General features: G+C 73.0%; 17 protein-coding genes. 9 read left to right on the top strand and 8 right to left on the bottom strand.

The genetic code is table 11. The features are described 5' to 3' along the window. Window positions 1-40: 40 nt before the first annotated feature. The gene (locus ACXNSR_RS25115; RefSeq protein ID WP_030385851.1) at window positions 41-265 is read left to right on the top strand and encodes a hypothetical protein; all 225 of its coding nucleotides are present in this window, start codon (window positions 41-43) and stop codon (window positions 263-265) included. A 102-nt stretch (window positions 266-367) separates the two neighbouring features. After that, complete coding sequence (locus ACXNSR_RS25110; RefSeq protein ID WP_458637714.1) at window positions 368-1,192, top strand: hypothetical protein; 825 nt, start codon at window positions 368-370, stop codon at window positions 1,190-1,192. On the opposite strand, the gene ACXNSR_RS25105 is transcribed toward ACXNSR_RS25110, so the two are convergent. Next, window positions 1,170-2,426, bottom strand: coding sequence for an RNA-guided endonuclease InsQ/TnpB family protein (locus ACXNSR_RS25105; RefSeq protein ID WP_458637713.1), 1,257 nt, complete (start codon window positions 2,424-2,426; stop codon window positions 1,170-1,172). The genes ACXNSR_RS25110 and ACXNSR_RS25105 overlap by 23 nt on opposite strands. Before the next feature lie 143 nt (window positions 2,427-2,569). On the opposite strand from ACXNSR_RS25105, the gene ACXNSR_RS25100 reads away from it, so the two are divergent. The 4 genes from ACXNSR_RS25100 to ACXNSR_RS25085 all read left to right on the top strand — a co-directional run bounded on the left by ACXNSR_RS25100 (window position 2,570) and on the right by ACXNSR_RS25085 (window position 8,227). Then, window positions 2,570-4,468, top strand: coding sequence for a fumarate reductase/succinate dehydrogenase flavoprotein subunit (locus ACXNSR_RS25100; protein ID WP_458637712.1), 1,899 nt, complete (start codon window positions 2,570-2,572; stop codon window positions 4,466-4,468). Next, entirely contained in the window at window positions 4,465-5,235 is a 771-nt protein-coding gene (locus ACXNSR_RS25095) for a succinate dehydrogenase/fumarate reductase iron-sulfur subunit (RefSeq protein WP_458637711.1), read from the top strand. The genes ACXNSR_RS25100 and ACXNSR_RS25095 overlap by 4 nt, the downstream gene beginning before the upstream one ends. Window positions 5,236-5,354: 119 nt before the next feature. Continuing rightward, window positions 5,355-7,469 (top strand): TPM domain-containing protein, encoded by a 2,115-nt coding sequence (locus ACXNSR_RS25090; RefSeq protein ID WP_458637710.1) that lies wholly within the window; start codon window positions 5,355-5,357, stop codon window positions 7,467-7,469. Between the two features lie 38 nt (window positions 7,470-7,507). Then, entirely contained in the window at window positions 7,508-8,227 is a 720-nt protein-coding gene (locus ACXNSR_RS25085) for a PspA/IM30 family protein (protein WP_458637709.1), read from the top strand. Here the strand turns inward: ACXNSR_RS25085 and ACXNSR_RS25080 are convergent. The 7 genes from ACXNSR_RS25080 to ACXNSR_RS25050 all read right to left on the bottom strand — a co-directional run bounded on the left by ACXNSR_RS25080 (window position 8,205) and on the right by ACXNSR_RS25050 (window position 16,017). Further along, window positions 8,205-9,416, bottom strand: a complete 1,212-nt coding sequence (locus ACXNSR_RS25080; RefSeq protein ID WP_458637708.1) for a hypothetical protein — start codon at window positions 9,414-9,416, stop codon at window positions 8,205-8,207. The two genes, ACXNSR_RS25085 and ACXNSR_RS25080, sit on opposite strands and share 23 nt — an antisense overlap. Before the next feature lie 68 nt (window positions 9,417-9,484). Then, the gene (locus ACXNSR_RS25075; protein ID WP_458637707.1) at window positions 9,485-12,103 is read right to left on the bottom strand and encodes a SpoIIE family protein phosphatase; all 2,619 of its coding nucleotides are present in this window, start codon (window positions 12,101-12,103) and stop codon (window positions 9,485-9,487) included. A gap of 200 nt (window positions 12,104-12,303) precedes the next feature. After that, window positions 12,304-12,732: an ATP-binding protein gene (locus ACXNSR_RS25070; RefSeq protein WP_458643384.1), complete on the bottom strand. Its 429-nt coding sequence runs from the start codon at window positions 12,730-12,732 to the stop codon at window positions 12,304-12,306. A gap of 152 nt (window positions 12,733-12,884) precedes the next feature. After that, on the bottom strand, window positions 12,885-13,295 hold the full coding sequence (locus ACXNSR_RS25065; protein ID WP_458637706.1) for a (deoxy)nucleoside triphosphate pyrophosphohydrolase: 411 nt from the start codon (window positions 13,293-13,295) through the stop codon (window positions 12,885-12,887). 39 nt (window positions 13,296-13,334) lie between these two features. Next, window positions 13,335-13,520 carry an SPOR domain-containing protein gene (locus ACXNSR_RS25060; protein WP_189732832.1) on the bottom strand — a complete coding sequence of 62 codons (186 nt, stop codon included), beginning with the start codon at window positions 13,518-13,520 and terminating at the stop codon, window positions 13,335-13,337. A gap of 440 nt (window positions 13,521-13,960) precedes the next feature. Then, window positions 13,961-14,713, bottom strand: a complete 753-nt coding sequence (locus ACXNSR_RS25055; RefSeq protein ID WP_328788905.1) for a GntR family transcriptional regulator — start codon at window positions 14,711-14,713, stop codon at window positions 13,961-13,963. A 137-nt stretch (window positions 14,714-14,850) separates the two neighbouring features. Next, window positions 14,851-16,017 (bottom strand): DUF4190 domain-containing protein, encoded by a 1,167-nt coding sequence (locus ACXNSR_RS25050; RefSeq protein ID WP_458637705.1) that lies wholly within the window; start codon window positions 16,015-16,017, stop codon window positions 14,851-14,853. A 265-nt stretch (window positions 16,018-16,282) separates the two neighbouring features. On the opposite strand from ACXNSR_RS25050, the gene ACXNSR_RS25045 reads away from it, so the two are divergent. From ACXNSR_RS25045 to ACXNSR_RS25035, 3 genes are all read left to right on the top strand, one after another. Continuing rightward, window positions 16,283-17,377 (top strand): threonine synthase, encoded by a 1,095-nt coding sequence (locus tag ACXNSR_RS25045; RefSeq protein WP_458637704.1) that lies wholly within the window; start codon window positions 16,283-16,285, stop codon window positions 17,375-17,377. Window positions 17,378-17,505: 128 nt separating this feature from the next. After that, entirely contained in the window at window positions 17,506-18,324 is an 819-nt protein-coding gene (locus tag ACXNSR_RS25040) for an isocitrate lyase/PEP mutase family protein (RefSeq protein ID WP_458637703.1), read from the top strand. Between the two features lie 44 nt (window positions 18,325-18,368). Next, the gene (locus ACXNSR_RS25035; RefSeq protein WP_458637702.1) at window positions 18,369-19,313 is read left to right on the top strand and encodes an EamA family transporter; all 945 of its coding nucleotides are present in this window, start codon (window positions 18,369-18,371) and stop codon (window positions 19,311-19,313) included. Window positions 19,314-19,315: the final 2 nt, after the last annotated feature.

Raw genomic sequence — 19,315 nt, 5'->3', positions numbered from 1 at the left:
TGAGCGTTGCCACCGCACCTGGCGGAAGTGAGGGCAAATCATGTCCCTGCAAGACGATCTGAGTGCCGTACGGCGCAACCTGGACGAGCTGACGCGCAAGGTCGAGCGGCTGGAACAGCAGGCCGCCCGGCAGAAGCCGTCGACGACGGCGGCCGGTCCGGACCCGTCCCGGATGGTGACGGTCCCGGACACCCCGTACGACAGCTCCCTGTGGACCGACTCCGACGACGAGGGCCTGGGCGCCCGCGACCGCCGCGCCCCCTGAGCCGGCCCGTCCCGCACCCGCGTCCACCCACGCCCCGTCCGGTCCGGCCGTCCGCGGCCGGACCGCCCGGGGCACCCCTCATCACTCCTCCCGGAGTCTTCTTTGGCCACAGGAACGGAACGACCCCGACAGCGGCCCGGCGGCGTCCACGACGCCTCACGGGCCGCGATCACGGCCCGGCACCTGCGGACCGACCGGTGGTGGCTGGCCCCCGCCGGCACCGCGGCCGGGCTGTTCGCCTTCATCGTCTACTCGACCTGGCGGGCCTTCGCGAACGCCGACTACTACGCGGCCCCGTACGTCTCACCCTTCTACTCCCCGTGTCTCGCGGAGAACTGCGTCCCGATGAAGGGCGGGCCCAACTGGGAGGTCTTCGGCAGCTGGTGGGGCCTCTCCCCCGCCCTGCTGATCCTGGTCTTCCCGCTCGGCTTCCGGCTGACCTGCTACTACTACCGCAAGGCCTACTACCGGGGCTTCTGGGCCTCGCCGCCCGCCTGCGCCGTCGCCGAACCGCACACGAGGTACACGGGCGAGACCCGCTTCCCGCTGATCCTCCAGAACGCGCACCGGTACTTCTTCTACGCGGCGGTCCCGGTCGCGGGCATCCTCACCTACGACACGGTGCTGACCTTCCGCGACGAGCACTACGCCTGGGGCCACATGGGCCTCGGGACCCTGCTGTTCCTGGTCAACATCACGCTGATCTGGGCCTACACCCTGTCCTGCCACTCCTGCCGCCACATCATGGGCGGCCGGCTCAAGCACTTCTCGAAGCACCCGGTGCGCTACCGGCTCTGGGGCTGGATCAGCCGCCTCAACGCCCGCCACATGCAGCTGGCGTGGGCCTCCCTGATCAGCGTGGCCCTGTGCGACTTCTACGTGTACCTGCTGGCCAGCGGCGCCTTCACCGACCCGAGGATCTTTTGACATCTCCCCTCCCCACGGGGAGGGGACTCCCACCCTTTCGGGTGGGCCTTCCTGCTTCACCACGGACCGCCCCGAACCGAGAGGAGGACTCCCGATGAGGTCTGACACCCGCTCCACAGGCAGAAACCGCCAGCCCGACGGCCAGAAGATTGATCGCTGCGTTCTCGTCCCGATCGTGGGTCGTCCCACAGCTGTCACACGTCCATTCACGGACGCTCAGGGGCAGCGACTCATTCATCACACCACAGGTCGAGCACAGTTTCGAACTGGGAAACCACCTGTCGACGACGATCAGTTCCCGTCCGTACCAGGCGGCCTTGTAGTGCAGCATCCGCCTCAATTCGCCCCACGCCGCATCCATGATGGCGCGGGCGAGCTTGTGGTTCTTGACCATGCTGCGGACTGTCAGGTCCTCGACCACGAGCGTTTGGTTCTCGCGCACCAGTCGAGTCGTCAGTTTGTGCAGGTGGTCCTTGCGCCTGTCAGCGATGCGGGCGTGGATCCGGGCCACCCGGCACCTCGCCTTCGCCCTGTTGTTGCTGCCCTTCTCCTTTCGGGCGAGAGCCCGTTGGGACTTCACCAGCCTCGCGCGGTCCCGTTCCTCGTGCCTGGGATTCTCCAGCTTCTCCCCGGTGGAAAGAGTGAGCAGGGCGGAAAGCCCGGCATCGATGCCCACCGCTTCCGTGGTGGCGGGAAAGGGGGAGGGCACGTCCTCGCAGAGCAGGGACACAAACCAGCGTCCCGCGCTGTCGCGCGACACCGTGACGGTGGACGGCTGAGCACCGGCAGGCAGAGGCCGGGACCAGACGATGTCCAGTGGTTCCGGCAACTTCGCCAGTCTCAGCTCTCCACCGCTGTAGCGGAACGCAGAGCGGGTGTACTGGGCCGAGGCCTTCGACCTCCGCTTCGACTTGAAGCGCGGGTATTTCGACCTGCTCCCCCAGAAGCGTGCGAACGCCGCGTCCAGGTGACGCAGGGACTCCTGGAGCGGGACCGACGAAACCTCTGCCAGGTAGGCCAGTTCCTCGGTCTTCTTCCATCCTGTGAGCATCGCGGATGTCTCCCGATAGCCCACCCGCTCCTGTCGGACCGTCCAAGCCTCGGTGCGAGCAGCGAGGGCAAGGTTGTAGACCTTCCGAACGCACCCGAACGTCCTGGACAGGGTCGCCGCCTGTGCGTCGGTCGGGTGGAAGCGGTACTTGAACGCCCGCTTCACAGAACGAGAAGCCGTCATGGCCGGAAGCTAGGGGCGGTCGCGATCCGAACACAAGCCCAGGTCACGGCTTCACGCATCGGTATGCGTCAACGCGCAGCCCGGGCAGGAGATCCGTGCCTCCCCCTGGTCCGCACCGGGGGCTACTCGCGCAAGGAGACTGCATGACCGAAGTGGAACGGCAGCAGTGGGACGTGGTCGTGGTCGGCGCCGGGGGCGCGGGGCTGCGGGCCGCGATCGAGGCACGCGAGCGCGGTGCCCGTACGGCCGTGATCTGCAAGTCCCTGTTCGGCAAGGCCCACACGGTGATGGCGGAGGGCGGGATCGCCGCCTCCATGGGCAACGTCAACGAGGGCGACAACTGGCAGGTGCACTTCCGCGACACCATGCGCGGGGGCAAGTTCCTCAACCAGTGGCGGATGGCGGAACTCCACGCCAAGGAGGCCCCGGACCGGGTCTGGGAGCTGGAGACCTGGGGCGCGCTCTTCGACCGGACGCCCGACGGGAAGATCTCCCAGCGCAACTTCGGCGGGCACGAGTACCCGCGCCTGGCGCACGTCGGCGACCGTACCGGCCTGGAGCTGATCCGCACGCTCCAGCAGAAGATCGTCCAGCTCCAGCAGGAGGACTTCAAGGAGTTCGGGGACCACGAGGCCCGGCTCAAGGTCTTCCAGGAATGCACGGTCACCAGGGTCCTCAAGGAGGGGCGGCGGGTCTCGGGGACCTTCTGCTACGAGCGCGAGTCCGGCCGCTTCTTCGTGCTGGAGGCCCCGGCGGTCGTCCTCGCCACGGGCGGGATCGGCAAGTCCTTCAAGACCACCTCCAACTCCTGGGAGTACACGGGCGACGGCCACGCACTGGCCCTGCTCGCGGGCGCGCCCCTGCTCAACATGGAGTTCGTGCAGTTCCACCCGACCGGCATGGTCTGGCCGCCGTCGGTCAAGGGCATCCTCGTCACCGAGTCCGTGCGCGGTGACGGCGGGGTGCTGCGCAACTCCGAGGGCAAGCGGTTCATGTTCGACTACGTCCCCGACGTCTTCAAGGAGAAGTACGCCGAGTCGGAGGAGGAGGGCGACCGCTGGTACGAGGACCCGGACCACAACCGGCGCCCGCCCGAACTGCTGCCGCGCGACGAGGTGGCGCGGGCGATCAACTCCGAGGTGAAGGCGGGGCGCGGCTCACCGCACGGCGGGGTGTTCCTCGACGTGTCCACCCGGATGCCGGCCGAGAAGATCAAGCGGCGGCTCCCGTCGATGTACCACCAGTTCAAGGAGCTGGCGGACGTGGACATCACGGCGGAGCCGATGGAGGTGGGCCCGACCTGCCACTACGTGATGGGCGGGATCGCGGTCGACTCGGAGTCCGCCGCCACCGTCGGGGTGCCCGGGCTGTTCGCGGCGGGTGAGGTCGCGGGCGGGATGCACGGCTCGAACCGGCTCGGCGGCAACTCCCTCTCCGACCTGCTGGTCTTCGGGCGGCGGGCCGGGCTGCACGCGGCGCAGTACGCCGCCTCCGCCGGACGCCCGGGGGTCGCCGGGGCGGAGATCGACGCGGCGGCGACGGAGGCGCTGGCCCCCTTCCACGCCGCCGAGGGCGCGGAGAACCCGTACACGCTCCACCAGGAGCTGCAGACGACCATGAACGACCTCGTCGGCATCATCCGGCGGGCGGGCGAGATGGCCGAGGCGCTGGAGAAGCTCGCGACCCTGCGCGTACGGGCCTCGCGGGCCGGTGTGGAGGGACACCGGCAGTTCAACCCCGGCTGGCACCTCGCCCTGGACCTGCGGAACATGCTGCTGGTCAGCGAGTGCGTGGCCCGCGCGGCCCTGGAGCGCACCGAGAGCCGGGGCGGGCACACCCGCGAGGACTGCCCCTCGATGGAGCGCGGCTGGCGTCCGGTGAACCTGCTGTGCCGCCCGGTCGAGCCGGCCCCGCAGGACCCGGCCGCCGACCGGATCGCCCTCGAACGCACCCGTACCGAGCCCATCCGTCCCGACCTGCTCGCGCTCTTCGAGAAGGAAGAGCTGGTCAAGTACCTCGCCGAAGAGGAGCTGTACGAATGAGTACGTACGACGCGAGCTTCCGGATCTGGCGGGGCGACGCGGAGGGCGGGGAACTGCGGGACTTCACCGTCGAGGTGCACGACGGGGAGGTGGTCCTGGACATCGTCCACCGGCTCCAGGCCACCCAGGCCTCGGACCTGGCGGTGCGCTGGAACTGCAAGGCGGGCAAGTGCGGCTCGTGCAGTGCGGAGGTCAACGGCCGGCCGCGGCTGATGTGCATGACGCGCATGTCGACCTTCGAGCGGTCCGAGACGATCACGGTCACCCCGCTGCGTGCCTTCCCGGTCGTCCGGGACCTGGTGACGGACGTGTCCTTCAACTACGCGAAGGCGCGGGAGGTGCCGGCCTTCGTGCCGCCGGAGGGGGTGGCCCCGGGCGCGTACCGGATGCAGCAGATCGACGTGGAGCGCTCGCAGGAGTTCAGGAAGTGCATCGAGTGCTTCCTGTGCCAGGACACCTGTCACGTGGTGCGTGACCACGAGGAGAACAAGGGCGCCTTCGCCGGCCCGCGCTTCCTGATGCGGGTGGCGGAGCTGGACATGCACCCGCTGGACGCGGCGGAGGCGGCGGGCCTGGACCGCAAACGCACCGCGCAGGAGGAGCACGGGCTCGGCTACTGCAACATCACCAAGTGCTGTACGGAGGTCTGCCCGGAGGGCATCAGGATCACGGACAACGCGCTGATCCCGCTGAAGGAGCGGGCGGTGGACCGCAAGTACGACCCGCTGGTGTGGCTGGGGAACAAGATCGGACGCCGCCAGGGCTGACGGCCGGGCCCGGGCCCCCTCGGGAGGGCCCGGGCCGGCGGCCGCCGCCACGCTCAGGAGTGGGGGCACCGGCACGACTCCGAATGCGAGGGCGGGAAACCCCCCATAACCTCCCAATTGTGATTCCGCCGAGAAGCAGGCCGCGCCGCAGGACCGCCGTACGGGCCGCGCTCGCCCTGGCGGCCGGGCTGCTCGCGGTCGGCGGCTGGGGCACGGTCGGGGCGGTGCCCGCCCGGGCCGAGGATCCCGTCACCCTGTCCCAGCAGGGGCAGATCACCGACCTCGTGGGGGCCCTGGGCGACCGGCAGGGCGCCGTCACCGCCGCGCTCGACACGCTGTACGCCGACCGGAAGATCCAGCTCTTCGTCGCCTACGTACGGGACTTCTCCGGGCGCTCCGCCCAGAGCTGGGCCGACGCCACCGCCCAGCGCAACGGCCTCGGCCAGAACGACGTCCTGCTGGCCGTGGCGACCGGGGCCCGCCAGTACGCCTATTCGGCCGATGTCGACTCCGGTTTCACCGAGCAGCAGCTGGCCGACGTCGCGCGGACCGCCATCGAGCCCGCCCTGAAGCAGAACGACTGGGCGGGCGCCGCCATCGGCGCGGCCAACGGCTACGACGCCGTCCTCGGCGGTCAGCCGATCCCCGTGCCCACCATCACCCCCGGCCCGGCGAATCCCGGTGGCGCGGGGAGCGGCGAGAGCGGGGTCGGGGACTTCGTGCTCCCGGTGGTCGCCGTCGGCGCGGCCGGGGCGCTCGCGGCGTACACGTACACCCGCCGCAAGCGCAGGGACGCCGCCGGGGGCGGGCGCGGTACGAAGACCGGGCCGGGCTGGCCCGAAGGGGCGCCGGACCGGCTCCCGCTGCCGGAGCTGGACGCCGCGGCCAAGGCCCTGCTGGTGGAGACCGACGACGCGGTCCGCACCAGCACCGAGGAACTCGGTTTCGCGTCGGCCCAGTTCGGCGAGGAGGCGGCCCGCCCGTTCACCGTGGCCGTGGCGTACGCCAAGGACGAGCTGACGCACGCCTTCCGGCTGCGCCAGCAGCTCGACGACGCCTACCCGGAGGACGACGCGACCCGGCGCCGGATGCTGGACGAGATCGTCGCCCGGTGCACCGAGGCGAACCGGCGGCTGGACGCCGAGTCGGCGGACTTCGACCGGCTGCGGGACCTGGAGAAGAACGCCCCGCAGGCCCTGGCTTCCGTGGAGGAGGGCTACCTGGACCTGACCGGGCGCGCCGCCACCGCGGAGGCGACGCTGACGGCGCTCGCCCGGCGGTACGCGGACTCGGCGTCCGCGCCCGTGGCCTCCAACGCCGAACAGGCCAAGGACCGGCTGCTGTTCACCGCGACCAACCTGGGCCTGGCGCACGCGGCGCTCGACGCGGGCGAGAGGGGCACGGCGGCCGTGCACGTACGGGCCGCCGAGGGCGCGGTGGACCAGGCGGCGACCCTGGTGGACGCGGTCGAGCGGCGGGCGCAGGAACTGGCGGAGGCGGCCGGGAAGCTGCCGGGCGCGCTGACCGAGACGGACACCGACCTGGCGGACGCCCGCGGGCTGCTCACGGGTACCGCGGAGGGCACCTCGACGGCGGACCTGCGCGGGCGGATCGGCCGGGCGGAGGCCGTACTGGCCGACGTACGGCGGGCGGAGGCGGCCGGCCGGTACGACCCGATCGACGCCCTGCGCCGGGTCGAGGAGGCCGACGCGGCCCTCGACGAGGCGCTGGCCGGGGCGCGGGAACGGGAGTCGGGGCGGCAGCGGGCGGTGGCCCTGCTCGACCAGGCCCTGCTCGCGGCGCGCAGCTCGAGCGGCGCGGCGACGGACTACATCACCACCACCCGGGGCGCGGTGGGCAGCCAGGCCCGCACCCGGCTGGCGGAGGCGGGCCGGCACCTGGAGCGGGCGGTGTCGGTGGCGGCGGCCGACCCGGCGGGGGCCCTGGCGGAGGCCCAGCGGGCGGACGGGCTGGCACGGCAGGCGCAGCAGCTGGCCGAGCAGGACGTACGGGCGTTCCAGGACCCGTACGCGGGCCGGCGGCACGGCGGCGGCCAGGGCGGCGCCGTCCTGGGCGGGATCATCCTCGGCGAGATCCTGCGGGGCGGCGGGGGCGGATTCGGTGGCTTCGGGGGCGGGGGCGGGGGCTTCGGGGGCGGGGGCGGCGGCAGCGGTCCCGGCTCCTTCGGCGGCGGCGGAACCCGCGGCCGCATGGGCGGCGGCGGCCGCTTCTGAACGGCACATACATCGGCCCTGACCAGGAGAGACCCACCATGAGCAAGCAGACCGTCCTCGGCCGCGTCACCCAGCTCGCCAAGGCGAACATCAACGCGCTGCTGGACCAGGCGGAGGACCCGCAGAAGATGCTGGACCAGCTGATCCGCGACTACACGAACAACATCTCGGAGGCGGAACAGGCGGTCGCGACGACGATCGGCAACCTGCGGATGCTGGAGGCGGACCACAAGGAGGACGTGGAGGCGGCCGCCGAGTGGGGCGGCAAGGCCCTGGCGGCGAGCAGGAAGGCGGACGAGCTGCGGGCGTCGGGGGCGGCGGCGGACGCCGACACCTTCGACAACCTCGCGAAGGTGGCGCTGGGCCGGCAGATCCGGTCGGAGAAGGAGGCGGCCGTGGCGGAGCCGACGATCGCCGCCCAGACGGAGGTCGTCGACAAGCTCAAGTCGGGCCTGGAGGCGATGCGGAACAAGCTGACGGAGCTCCAGGCCAAGCGTGACGAGCTGGTGGCCCGGGCGAAGACGGCCCAGGCGCAGAACACGATGCTGGACGCGGTGAAGAACATCGACGTCATGGACCCGACGAGCGACCTGGCGCGCTTCGAGGACAAGGTGCGGCGGGAGGAGGCGCGGGCGCTGGGCCGGCAGGAGCTCGCCGCCTCCTCCCTGGACGCCCAGTTCGAAGCCCTGGACGACCTGGGCAGGGCCTCGGAGATCGAGGACCGCCTGGCAGCCCTCAAGTCCCGCAAGGCCGCTTGAACCGTCTCGCGGCGGCCGCCCGGACGGCCGGCTCCTCCATCGGGTCGGCGCGCAGCGCGGCGACGCGCTCGCGCACCTCCGGGATGTCCGGGGCGTGCGCGATGCCCAGCAGGCGCGCCCGCTGTTGGCAGTCCCAGAGGGATTCGGTGTGCGCGTGGTCCAGGCCGGACGGGTCGACGGCGGCGAGCGCCTCCAGGTAGTCGGGCCGTTCGCAGGAGTGCGGGTTCCGCAGCCAGTAGAGCCTCAGGTGGGGCACTGCCTGGGCGGCGGCGGGGCCGAAGCGGGCCAGCCGTCCGGCCGTCAGGGCGGGGCCGCACCAGGCGCGTACCTCCCACTGGTCCGCGAGCCGGCGGACGAGGGCGGGCAGCGCCTCGGCCTCCCCGTGGTCGGCCAGCGCGTCCACCCCGAGTTCCGCCAGCCACTCCCGGTCGTCCGCCGCCCACCCGCGGGCGGCGGGCACGGCCCGGGTTCCGAGGCGTTCGACCGCCCGGCGGAGCGGCGCGAGCGGCCGTCCGCCGGGGGAGGAACCGAGCAGCGGCACGAGCGGGATCAGGTCTTCCGTGGCCGGCCGGTCGGCCAGCTCGCGCAGTGCGTCCGCCTTCGCGAGGTTGCTGGCGCGGACGTCGGCCAGCAGCGAGAGCAGTTGTCCGTCGCTGCGGTCGTCCGGGCCCTGCCCCGGCCGTGCCGGGACGTCCCGCGTCCCGATGCCGAACCGGATCCAGGGCTCGCGGGGCCACGGCGGCTGCGCCTCCCCGCCGATGCGGGCCCGGGCGACCTCGCCCAGGTCCTCCCACCAGTCGGCCGGCCAGCGCTCCGCCACCGACTCCAGTACGTCGGCCCAGTGCTCGCCCTCCCGGATGTGGGCCCGCAGCCCGTCCCGGGCCTCGGCCGAGCCGGAGAGCGCGAGCAGCTCCAGCACGCGGGTGGCCCGCAGGCACGCGTCCTCGTCCCCCGCCAGCTGTTCCACGACCGGCGCCGGTGACATCTCCAGGTCCCGGACGAGGCGGGCCAGGTAGAGGGAGCGTTCGTCGATCCCGTCCCACCGCCAGTCCCGCCGGATCCCGTCGTACACGAACGGCGCGGCCGCCGCCGGGTCCTGCAGCGCCCGCACGGCGCCCAGGCCGCGGCCTCGTTGCAGCAGTCCTTCGAGACTGTCGTGCGGGGCGTAGAACATCTCGTCGTCGCTCATCACCCCGCACCCTGCCCGACCGGGGAGGCGGCCGCCACGCGATTGCGGCCCGTCCCCGGCGGCGGCGCTCAGCCGTACATGCTCAGCAGTTGCTCCGCCGACAGTTCGGCGACGGCCTCCGATGCCGCGCCGGGCAGCGGGAGTTCGAACCAGACCGTCTTGCCCCGGTGGGTGCGGCGCGTGCCCCAGCCCGCCGAGAGCAGGCCGACCAGCTGGAGGCCGCGGCCGCCCTCGTCGGTGTCACGGGCGCGGCGGCGGCGGGGCTGGACCAGGTTCGCGTCCCAGACCTCGCAGACCAGCGTGCGGTCCAGCAGCAGCCGCAGCCGGATCTCGCCCTCCCCGTAGCGCAGGGCGTTGGTGACCAGTTCGCTGACCAGCAGTTCGGTCGTGTCGAGCAGGCCCTCCAGGCCCCAGGCCGGGAGCTTGGCCCGGGCCAGTTCGCGGGCCCGGCCCACCGAGCGGGCCTCGCGCGGCAGTTGCCAGTCGCCGACGGCGTCCAGGGGCAGGCCCTGCACCCGTGCCATGAGCAGGGCGATGTCGTCCTCGCCGTGCCGGGTGTCGAGGGTGTTCAGCACGTGGTCGCAGACGTCCTCCAGCGGCCGGACCGGGTCCGCGAGGGCAGCGCGCAGTCCGCGCAGTCCCTCCTCCAGGGGATGGTCGCGGGATTCGACGAGCCCGTCCGTGTAGAGGGCCAGCAGGGCGCCTTCCGGCAGGTCGACCTCGACCTCCTCGAAGGGTTCGCCGCCCACGCCCAGCGGCATTCCGGGCGGCACCTCCAGGAGCAGCGCGGGCCGTGGGACGCCGGCCTCGTCGGGGGGTTCGACCAGCACGGGCGGCATGTGGCCCGCGTTGGCGATGGTGCAGCGCCGTGTCACCGGGTCGTAGACGGCGTACACGCAGGTGGCCAGGTACACCTCGGAGCGGTCCGCGTCCCGTGAGTGCAGGGCCGCCCGGGAAGCCTGCTGGGAGCCGCCGGGGGCGCCGAGGCCGCGGGCGATCTCGTCGAGCGCGGTCAGGACCTCCGCCGGTTCGAGGTCCAGCAGCGCGAGGGTGCGTACGGCGGTGCGCAGTTCTCCCATGGCCACGGCGGCCCGCAGGCCGCGGCCCATGACGTCGCCGACGACCAGCGCGGTGCGGTGCCCGGGGAGCTCGATGACGTCGAACCAGTCGCCGCCGACCTCGGTGGCCGCGTTGCCGGGCAGGTACCGGCAGGCGATGTCGAGGCCGGCCGCCTCCGGGTCGCCGGGGGGCAGCAGGCTGCGCTGCAGGATCAGTGCCCGTTCGTGCTCGCGCCGGTAGAGGCGGGCGTTGTCTATGCATACGGCGGCCCGTGCGGCCAGTTCCACGGCCACCGCGCGGTCGCGTTCGCCGAAGGGTTCGCTGCCCTTGGTACGGGAGAACTGCGCGAGCCCGACGACCGTGTCGTGGGCGACCATCGGTACGACCAGCGTGGACTGGACGAGGTCCTCCGGTCCGCCGCCCTCGATCAGCCGGGGCCGCGCCGTGCGCAGGGCCAGCGCGCCCGGCGACGCGGCCGGGTAGCGGTGGATGTCGCCGACGGAGACCGGTGCGCCGGCTCCGGACAGCGGGGCGTCGGAGACGGCGGAGGCGAAGCCCACCCGGCGCAGGGCGGCCGAGGGGGTCCGCGCCGGGCCCTGGCCGGGCAGGCTGGGCACGCCGGGGCCCTGCGGCCGGGCGGGCCGGTCGTCGTCGCCGAGCAGCAGGCCCTGGTAGAGGTCGACGGCGGCCAGGTCGCAGAAGCCGGGGACGGTGACGTCGAGGAGTTCGCGGGCGGTGGTCTCCAGGTCGAGGGAGTTGCCGATGCGGTGCCCGGCCTCGTTGAGGAGGGCCAGGTTGCGCCGGACCCCGGCGGCCTCGCGGGCGGCGAGGTGGCGGCGGGTGACGTCGGTGCCGATCCCGGCGACACCGATGGGACGGCCGCTGCCGCCGTGGACGCGGTAGAGGTTGATGGACCAGTGGCGGTTCTCCCGGCTGCGCGGGGTGGCGCCGGTGATGTGCAGGTCGGTGACGGAGTCCCCGGTTTCCAGTACCCGGCGCAGGGCTTCGGTCATCCGGTCGGCCTCGTGCGCCGGCAGGTAGTCGTGCACGGTGCGGCCGCGGTGCTCCTCGACGGGGCCCCCGAAGACGGTGGCGAAGCGGCGGTTGGCCCGCTGCACGGTGAGGTCCGTGCCGAAGAGGAGGAATCCGAAGGGGGATTGGCCGAATATCGCCTGTGAAGCCGCGAGGTCGGATTCGATCCGGCGCAGCGCGCGTACGTCGACGACGACACACAGCGCGGCCCGCTCGGCGGTCTCGGTCTGGGTGGGCATCACATAGATCTCGGCCACGCCGTGCGCGCCGTTCCCGCCCGGGATCCGGAAGGGGATCAGGCCCGTCCATTCCTTGCCGTCGAGGATCTCGGCGACCTTGCGGTGCGCGTCGGGACGCAGCTCGGGCGGCATGAAGGCGTCGACCGGGTCGCGCCCCACGGTCTGGGAGGCGCTCAGCCCGAACAGTTCTTCGGCGCGCAGGCTCCACTGGTCGATGAGCCCGTCCGGGCCGATCGAGAAGGAGGCGACCTTTATGTAGTCATATATCGAGCCAGGCGGACTGCTGTGCCACAGGGCGTCGTGCCATGTCTCTCGCGGCACGTCGGCCTGATGTGCCTGCGCAGGTATCTCGCTCACGCGACCGTCCCCTCCAGCTCACCGCAACCGGACCGGCCATGACCGAAGTATTCAGCACCACGGCCCCGGACGGCACGGCGTTCACGATCACAGCACGGTCTCGATGATTTCGAGCCATGTCGCGGGTTCTCTCCCGAGTCCCTCCCCCCGGCTGTCGCCGGGAGGCGTTTCCGGAAGGTCACACGCCACCGTTCTCCTTGTTACTCACCAGGAAGAGCCAATTCGAACCACACAGTCTTGCCCGATTTCCCGTGCCGGGTCCCCCAGCGCTGCGAGGAGGTGGCGACGAGGTGCAGGCCACGGCCCCCCTCGTCGTCGTGGTCCGCGACCCGTTCGCGGGGCGGATCCGGAAGCGGATCCGAAACCTCCACGAGCAGCGCGGGGCCGCCCGCGGGGCTGCCGACGGCTGGATTGCGCCGTTCCAGGCGCACTCCGATGGGGCCGGAGGCGTACCGCAGGGAATTGGTGACGAGCTCGCTGACCAGCAGGACGGTCACGTCGCCGACGGCTTCCAGGCCCCAGTCGTGCAAGGTGCCGCGGACGGCGTGGCGGGCGGTGCGGACGGCACCGGGCTCGGCGGGGAAGGCCCACTCGGCGCACTCACCGTCTGTGTCGATCACGCCGATCACTTCCCGGGCCAACAGCGACCCCAGTCCGGTTCGTCGGGGACGAAAGGGGGACGAGATAGGGATTAATAGCGACATACCCGATATTCGGGGCGTCGTACCACTCGATCCCCGCCCACCGGCGCACTGTGGCGCAGACGGCCTAGACCACGGCGTCACGCGCCCCCGTCACCGCCGTGGCGCAGCCGGCGTCCGGCCTCGGCGACCGCGGGCCGGTCCTGGTCCAGCCAGTCCACCGATTCCAGCTCCTCCGGCCCGAGCCAGCGCAGCTCGTCGTGGTCCTCCAGCGGGGCCGGCACTCCGGAGAGCAGCCGGGCGGTCCACACGTGCAGGACCAACCCGGGACGCAGCGGCCACTCCCCCGGGATCCGTTCCAGCGGTTCGGTCTCCACGCCGAGTTCCTCGCGCAGTTCGCGCACCAGCGCGTCGGGGACGGACTCACCCGGTTCGGTCTTCCCGCCCGGCAGCTCCCAGCGTCCGGCGAGCTCGGGCGGCGCGCTGCGGCGGGCGGCCAGCAGGCGCCCCTCATGACAAAGGGCTCCGCCCACGACCACTCGTACCGTCATGGGCGGAGCCTATGCCAGCGTCGCGGGGCGCTGCGACGCTCAGTTCATCGTGGCGGTCTGACCGATCCGCTCGACCCAGTAGAGCTGCTTGTGTCCTCGGTCCTCGAGGCTGTCGGCGACCTTCTGGGCCTCGGCCCGGGTGGCGTACCGGCCCACCCGGTAGCGGTTGCCGTTGTCGTCCTCGCGTATGACCAGCCACGGAAGCAGGGCCCCGCCGTCGTTCATTGCGTTTCACCCTCCGCCGACGTATCTGTCCGGGAAACCGCACTGCGCATATGCCCGAGCTTACGCCCGACCTTCACGGAGCGGATACGGTTTTTCACGAAGAGGTACCTCACAGGCGTACGCATCCGGCCACGCGTACGAGTGGGCCGTGCGCGCCGGTCCGAACGGGGCGCGCGGGAGGCCGGGGCGGGGCCGCCGCGCCGCCGCACGGCGGGCATCGGCGCAGGTGGCGCCGAGGGGGCGGCGGAGCGTCCGGCGCGATCTTGGCGGCGGTGCGCCGGGCGGGGATCCCGGCATGCGGACCGAACGGTCCGGGGACGCCGGGGCCGGGCGGGCGCGGGCGTCCGCCATCGCGCCGAAATCCGCCGGGTCGCGGGCGTCGCGCGAGCGCGCGCGAACCCCCGGGCGGCGCCCGGGGGTTCGGACCGCCGCGGGAGCCGCTAACGCACCGGGAGGTGGTACGCCAGGCGGTAGCGGTCCGCCGGGACCACCACGTCGGCGGTCTCCACGGCGCGGCCGGAGGCGTAGTAGGTACGGCCGATCACCAGCACCACGTGCCCCGGCACCCCGCCGAGGAGCAGGATCTCCTCGGCCAGACCGGGCCGGGCGCCGACCTCCTCGACCACGTTGTCCACGACGACGTCGATCGCGGCCATCCGGTCGACCACCCCGGAGCCGCCCAGCGGCCCCTCCTCGGGCAGCATCACGGGGGTGCGGCCGGTCACGGCCAGCGGTTCCCAGGAGGTCGACAGCATCATCGCCTCCCCCGCGTCGCGGAAGACGTACCGCGTCCGCATCACGCGCTCGCCCGGCTCGATGCCGAGCCGCTTCGCGATCTCCGCGGGCGCGCCCGTCTGCTCGCTGCTGGACTCCCACGTGCCGCGCGCCTCCGCGTCGGCCTGCTCCTGCCGGAACGGCGTCGAGGCGCCGCCCGTGCGGTAGCCGGCGCGGGCGACGCGCCGCGGGACCGGCTGTTCGCGTACGTACGTGCCGGATCCGGACCGGCCCTCGACCAGCCCCTCCGCCATGAGGACCTTGCGCGCCTCCAGGGCCACGGTGTCGGAGACCCCGTACTCCTCGCGGATGCGTGCCTGGGAGGGGAGCCGGGCGTGCGGGGGCAGAGAACCGTCGACGATCTTCCGTCGCAGATCCCCGGCCACGCGCAGATAGGCCGGCTGCTCACCGAAAGTCACTGGCCACTCCCATCAGGTTGACAGACAGCCACACCCTGGCAACCGACGGTTGAAGACCGCAAGCAAGGGCCAGAGTTTCACTCGAAGTGATGAAGCCAGGTCACTCAAACCCGTTACCGTGCGTTACCCGTGCGAGGTCACACCGACTCGGACGAGGGCCCCCCGCCGAACCCGCCGTCCCCGGCCTCCAGGTCGTCCTCGACGTCCTGCAGCCACTGCGGGATCACCGTCGAAAGCCCGTACGCACCGCGCAGCGCCCGTTCCGTCTCCAAGGACAGGGCGAGCTCCGCCCCGCGCCACGACCGGTTGAAGTCCTCCGGCGTCCTGGCCTGCGAGGCGCGCTCCCACTGCGTGCGCGCCGCCTCGATCTCCTTCAGCTGCGCCGCCACGGCCTTCTCCATTCCCGGCCGGGCCGCGTCCCCCTGGAGGAGCTTCGCCTCGGCGCCCAGCACCGTGTTCACCTCGCGCGCCCACGCCTGGTGGTCGGGCAGCGCGTCCTCCACGTCGTCCTCGGGAGGCCGGCTCATGACGAACTCGACGGTGTTGGCGGCACGCAGGAAGGCCGACTGCTCCGGCTTCAGCATCCCGGCGTCCTTGCGCAGACTGCCCCGCCACTCCTCCTCGGTCGTACCGATGACGCAGAGCAGCGTCCGGTCCCCCTCGCGCCAGGACCGGCGCGAGGGCGCGTAGTAGAACATCTCCGCGTACTCGGGCAGCGCCCACGTGTCCATCGCGTACTCGTCCTGGGCCTTCCAGCACGCGTCCTCGGACGCGCGGTCGGCCTCGGACGACTCGGGCACCTCCTGCACGTCCAGCGTCCTGGCGGCGGTGACCTCGCCGTGGTGCACCCGCGCGCAGTCGATCCGGTACGTCACCGGCCGCTCGTCGATCAGGTCTCCGCCGGGAACGTTGAAGCAGTCGCCCGCCCGCAGGTCGCCCAGGTCCGTGAGCTCGCCCTCGACATCGGTGAACTCGTGCAGCGACGGGAGCCGGTCAGCGGCGCTCAGCACCCGCCCGGCGGTGAAGACCAGCGCGCCGGTCATCACCACGGACACCACCAGGCCCACGATCGCCAGGGCCTTGCCCCGGTCCCCCCGCTTCGCGATCTGCACGAGGGCCGCGATGCCGAAGGCCACGCCGAGCGGCGGGAAGCACAGCAGTCCGGACAGCAGCGAGGCGAGCGCGAAGCCGTTGAGCGCCGGCGGCTGCTGCTCGTGACCGGGCGGCGGTCCCCAGCCCTGCCACTGGGGCGGCGGGGGCCAGGAGTGGCCCGGTCCGGGAGGGGGATTCGGCGGGGTGCTCAAGGGGGCGGACTCCATCGCAGGGCGGCATCGCAGGGCGGCATCGCAGGGCGGGCAGCGCGGGGCGCGCCGCGGAAGGCGCGAACGAATGCGCGAAATAGTACGCAGCGGGGTGCCCGGCGGGTCGGTCGCCCCCCGCCGCCGCGCGCGGCCCGCCCGGCGCCCGCGGCTCCCGCGCGGCGGTGCGTGACACGGACCCCGCCGGTGATCACCGGCGCGTAACATCCGTGCCGTACACCGGCCATGACCGAGCAAAGGTGTTCCTCACATGACGCACGCACTCCCCGGCTACATCTGTTCCGAGGACGGCACCCGCGCGGACGTCCGGACCGCCCCGTGGGGGTGCCCGGTCTGCGGCGGGCCCTGGGACCTCGATTTCACGCCGGACCCGGCCGCGGCACTGGACCCGGCCGCGGGGCCGAACTCGCTGTGGCGGTACGGGTCCGTGCTGCCCCTGCCCGGGGCGTTCTCCGTGTCGCTGGCCGAGGGGCACACCCCGCTGGTCCCGCTGGCGGAGCGGATCCACGCCAAACTCGACTTCCTGATGCCCACGCGGTCCTTCAAGGACCGGGGCGCGGTGATGCTCGTGGAGCTCGCGCGGCGGCTCGCGCCGCAGCGGGTGGTGGCGGACAGCAGCGGCAACGCCGGGACGGCGGTGGCCGCGTACTGCGCGCGGGCGGGACTGACCTGCGAAGTCTTCGTGCCCGAAGGCACGTCGGAGAAGAAGACGGAACGGATGCGGGCGCACGGCGCGACCGTCCGGGTGGTCCCCGGTGGCCGCGAGGCCGCCGCGGAGGCCGCCCGGTCCGCGGCGGACGCACCCGGGGTCTTCTACGCGAGCCACGTGTTCAACCCGTACTTCCTGCACGGGACCAAGACGTACGTGTACGAGGTGTGGGAGGAGCTGGGCGGCCGGCTCCCGGAGGCCCTGGTGGTCCCCGTGGGCAACGGAACCCTGCTGCTCGGCGCCGCCCTGGCCGTGGAGGAACTGGCCCGGCGCGGGGTCCGGCCGCCGGCCCTGATCGCGGTCCAGGCGGAGGCGGTGGCCCCGCTGGCGCGGGCCTTCGCGGCGGGCGCCGAGGAAGCCGCACCGGTGGAACAGCGGCCGACCCTGGCCGAGGGGATCGCGATCCCGGCGCCGCCCCGCGCGCGCCAGATCCTGGCGGCGGTCCGCAAGTCCGGCGGCACCGTCCTGACCGTCCCGGACGACCGGCTGCAGGAGGCCCGGAGCGACCTGGCCCGCCGCGGCCTCTCCGTGGAGCCGACGGCCGCGGCCTGCTGGGCCGCGGTGGGCCCGTCGGCCCCCGGGGATCCCCTGGAGGGCCGCAGCGCCGTGATCCCCCTGTGCGGCGCGGGCGGATAGGGGACGGCTGGGCCGCGGGGGCTGGGGCTGGGGCTGGGGGAGGCGTGGCACCGCGCCGCCCCGCCGTCTCCCCCATCCATGTCGGAATTCCGCGCGACCGGACGGGCCCGGTCTGATGAACTGACCCCATGACCAGCCATGTTGATCTCGCCGCCAAGGCCGCCGCGTTCGCGGCCCTGCACACCCCCGCCGCCCCGCTCGCCCTCGCCAACGCCTGGGACGTGGCGAGCGCCCGCATCGTCGCGGCCGCCGGTGCCCCCGCCGTCGCCACCACCAGCGCCGGCGTCGCCTGGTCCCTCGGGTCCCCCGACGGCGACGCGCTCGCCCGGGACCGGGCCCTCGACCTCGTCGCCCGCGTGGTCGCCGCCGTTCTCGTGCCCGTGACCGCCGACATCGAGGGCGGCTTCGGCGCCGACCCGGCCGCCGTGGGCGAGACCGTGACCGGGGTCCTCGCCGCCGGCGCGGTCGGCATCAACATCGAGGACGGCCACCGCGACCCCGCCGAACACGTCGAGCGCCTGGCCGCGGCCCGCGCCGCGGCCGACTCCGCCGGGGTCCCGCTCTACATCAACGCCCGCGTCGACACCTACCTGCGGGGCTTCGGCGAGGACGCCACCCGCCTGGACGACACCCTCGCCCGCGCCGCCGCGTACCTGCGGGCGGGAGCCACCGGCGTCTTCGTGCCGGGCGTCCTCGACCCGGCCACCGTCACCGAGCTCGCCAAGGGCATCGACGCGCCCCTCAACATCCTGCTCGGCCCGGGCGCCCCGACCGTCGCGGCCTTCGGCGCCCTCGGGGTCTCCCGCGTCAGCCTCGGCTCCTGGGTCGCCGAAGCCGCGTACGCCGTGGTCCGCCGTGCCACCGAGGAGCTGTTCTCCGAGGGCACCTACGGAGCACTCGCGCACTCCCTCCCCTACAGCGAGCTGAACGACCTGCTCAAGGGCTGAGATACCGGGAAGCGTGCATGGGCCAACGACCTTAGGATCCGAGCATGAGCACCTCAACGCCGGTCGACGGCAGGGCCGCCGGTCCGGCCGCCACCCCCCGCGGCAGGATCCCGGGCGCGGTCTGGGCCGCCCTCGGCGTCGTCTACGTCGTCTGGGGCTCGACCTACCTCGGCATCCGGATCGTCGTCGAGACCATGCCGCCCTTCCTCTCCGCCGGAGCCCGCTTCATCACCGCCGGCCTGCTGCTGTGCGCCGTCGTCGCCCGGCGGCACGGTCCGGCCGCGCTGCGGGCCACCCGGGCGCAGCTCGGCTCGGCGGTCCTGGTCGGGCTGCTGCTGATCCTCGGCGGGAACGGCCTGGTGGTCCTCGCCGAGACCTCGGTGCCGTCCGGCCTCGCCGCGCTGCTGGTGGCGGCGGTGCCGATGTGGGTGGTGGTGCTGCGGGCGAGCACCGGGGACCGGCCCCCGCCGCGCACCCTGGCCGGGGTGCTGATGGGTCTCGCCGGGCTCGCGGTGCTGACCAGCCCGGGGCTCAGCGGCTCGGTGCGGCTGTCGGGGGTGCTGATGGTGGTGACGGGCTCGGTCCTGTGGTCGCTGGGCTCGTTCTCGGCGCCGCGGCTGAAGCTGCCGGAGAACCCCTTCACCGGCAGCGCCTACCAGATGTTCGCGGGCGGGGCCGCCGCCGTGGTCGTCGGCCTGCTGCGCGGTGAGCACCACGGCCTGGACCCGGCGGCGTTCTCCACCGCCTCCTGGCTGGCCCTCGGCTATCTGACGGTCGTCGGCTCGCTCGTCGGTTTCACCGCGTACGTGTGGCTGCTCCAGGCCGCGCCGCTGTCGCTGGTGTCCACGTACGCCTACGTCAATCCGGTCGTCGCCGTGGCGCTCGGCACGCTGATCCTCGACGAGGCCCTGACCTGGCAGATCCTGGTCGGCGGTGCGATCGTCGTGGCGGCGGTGGGCGTGATCGTCGGTACCGAGCGGAAGAAGTAGCG

The sequence above is a fragment of the Streptomyces sp. NC-S4 genome (assembly GCF_054353315.1).
The sequence above is the reverse complement of the archived record's forward strand: the minus strand, read 5'-3'. Positions and strand labels throughout refer to the sequence as shown.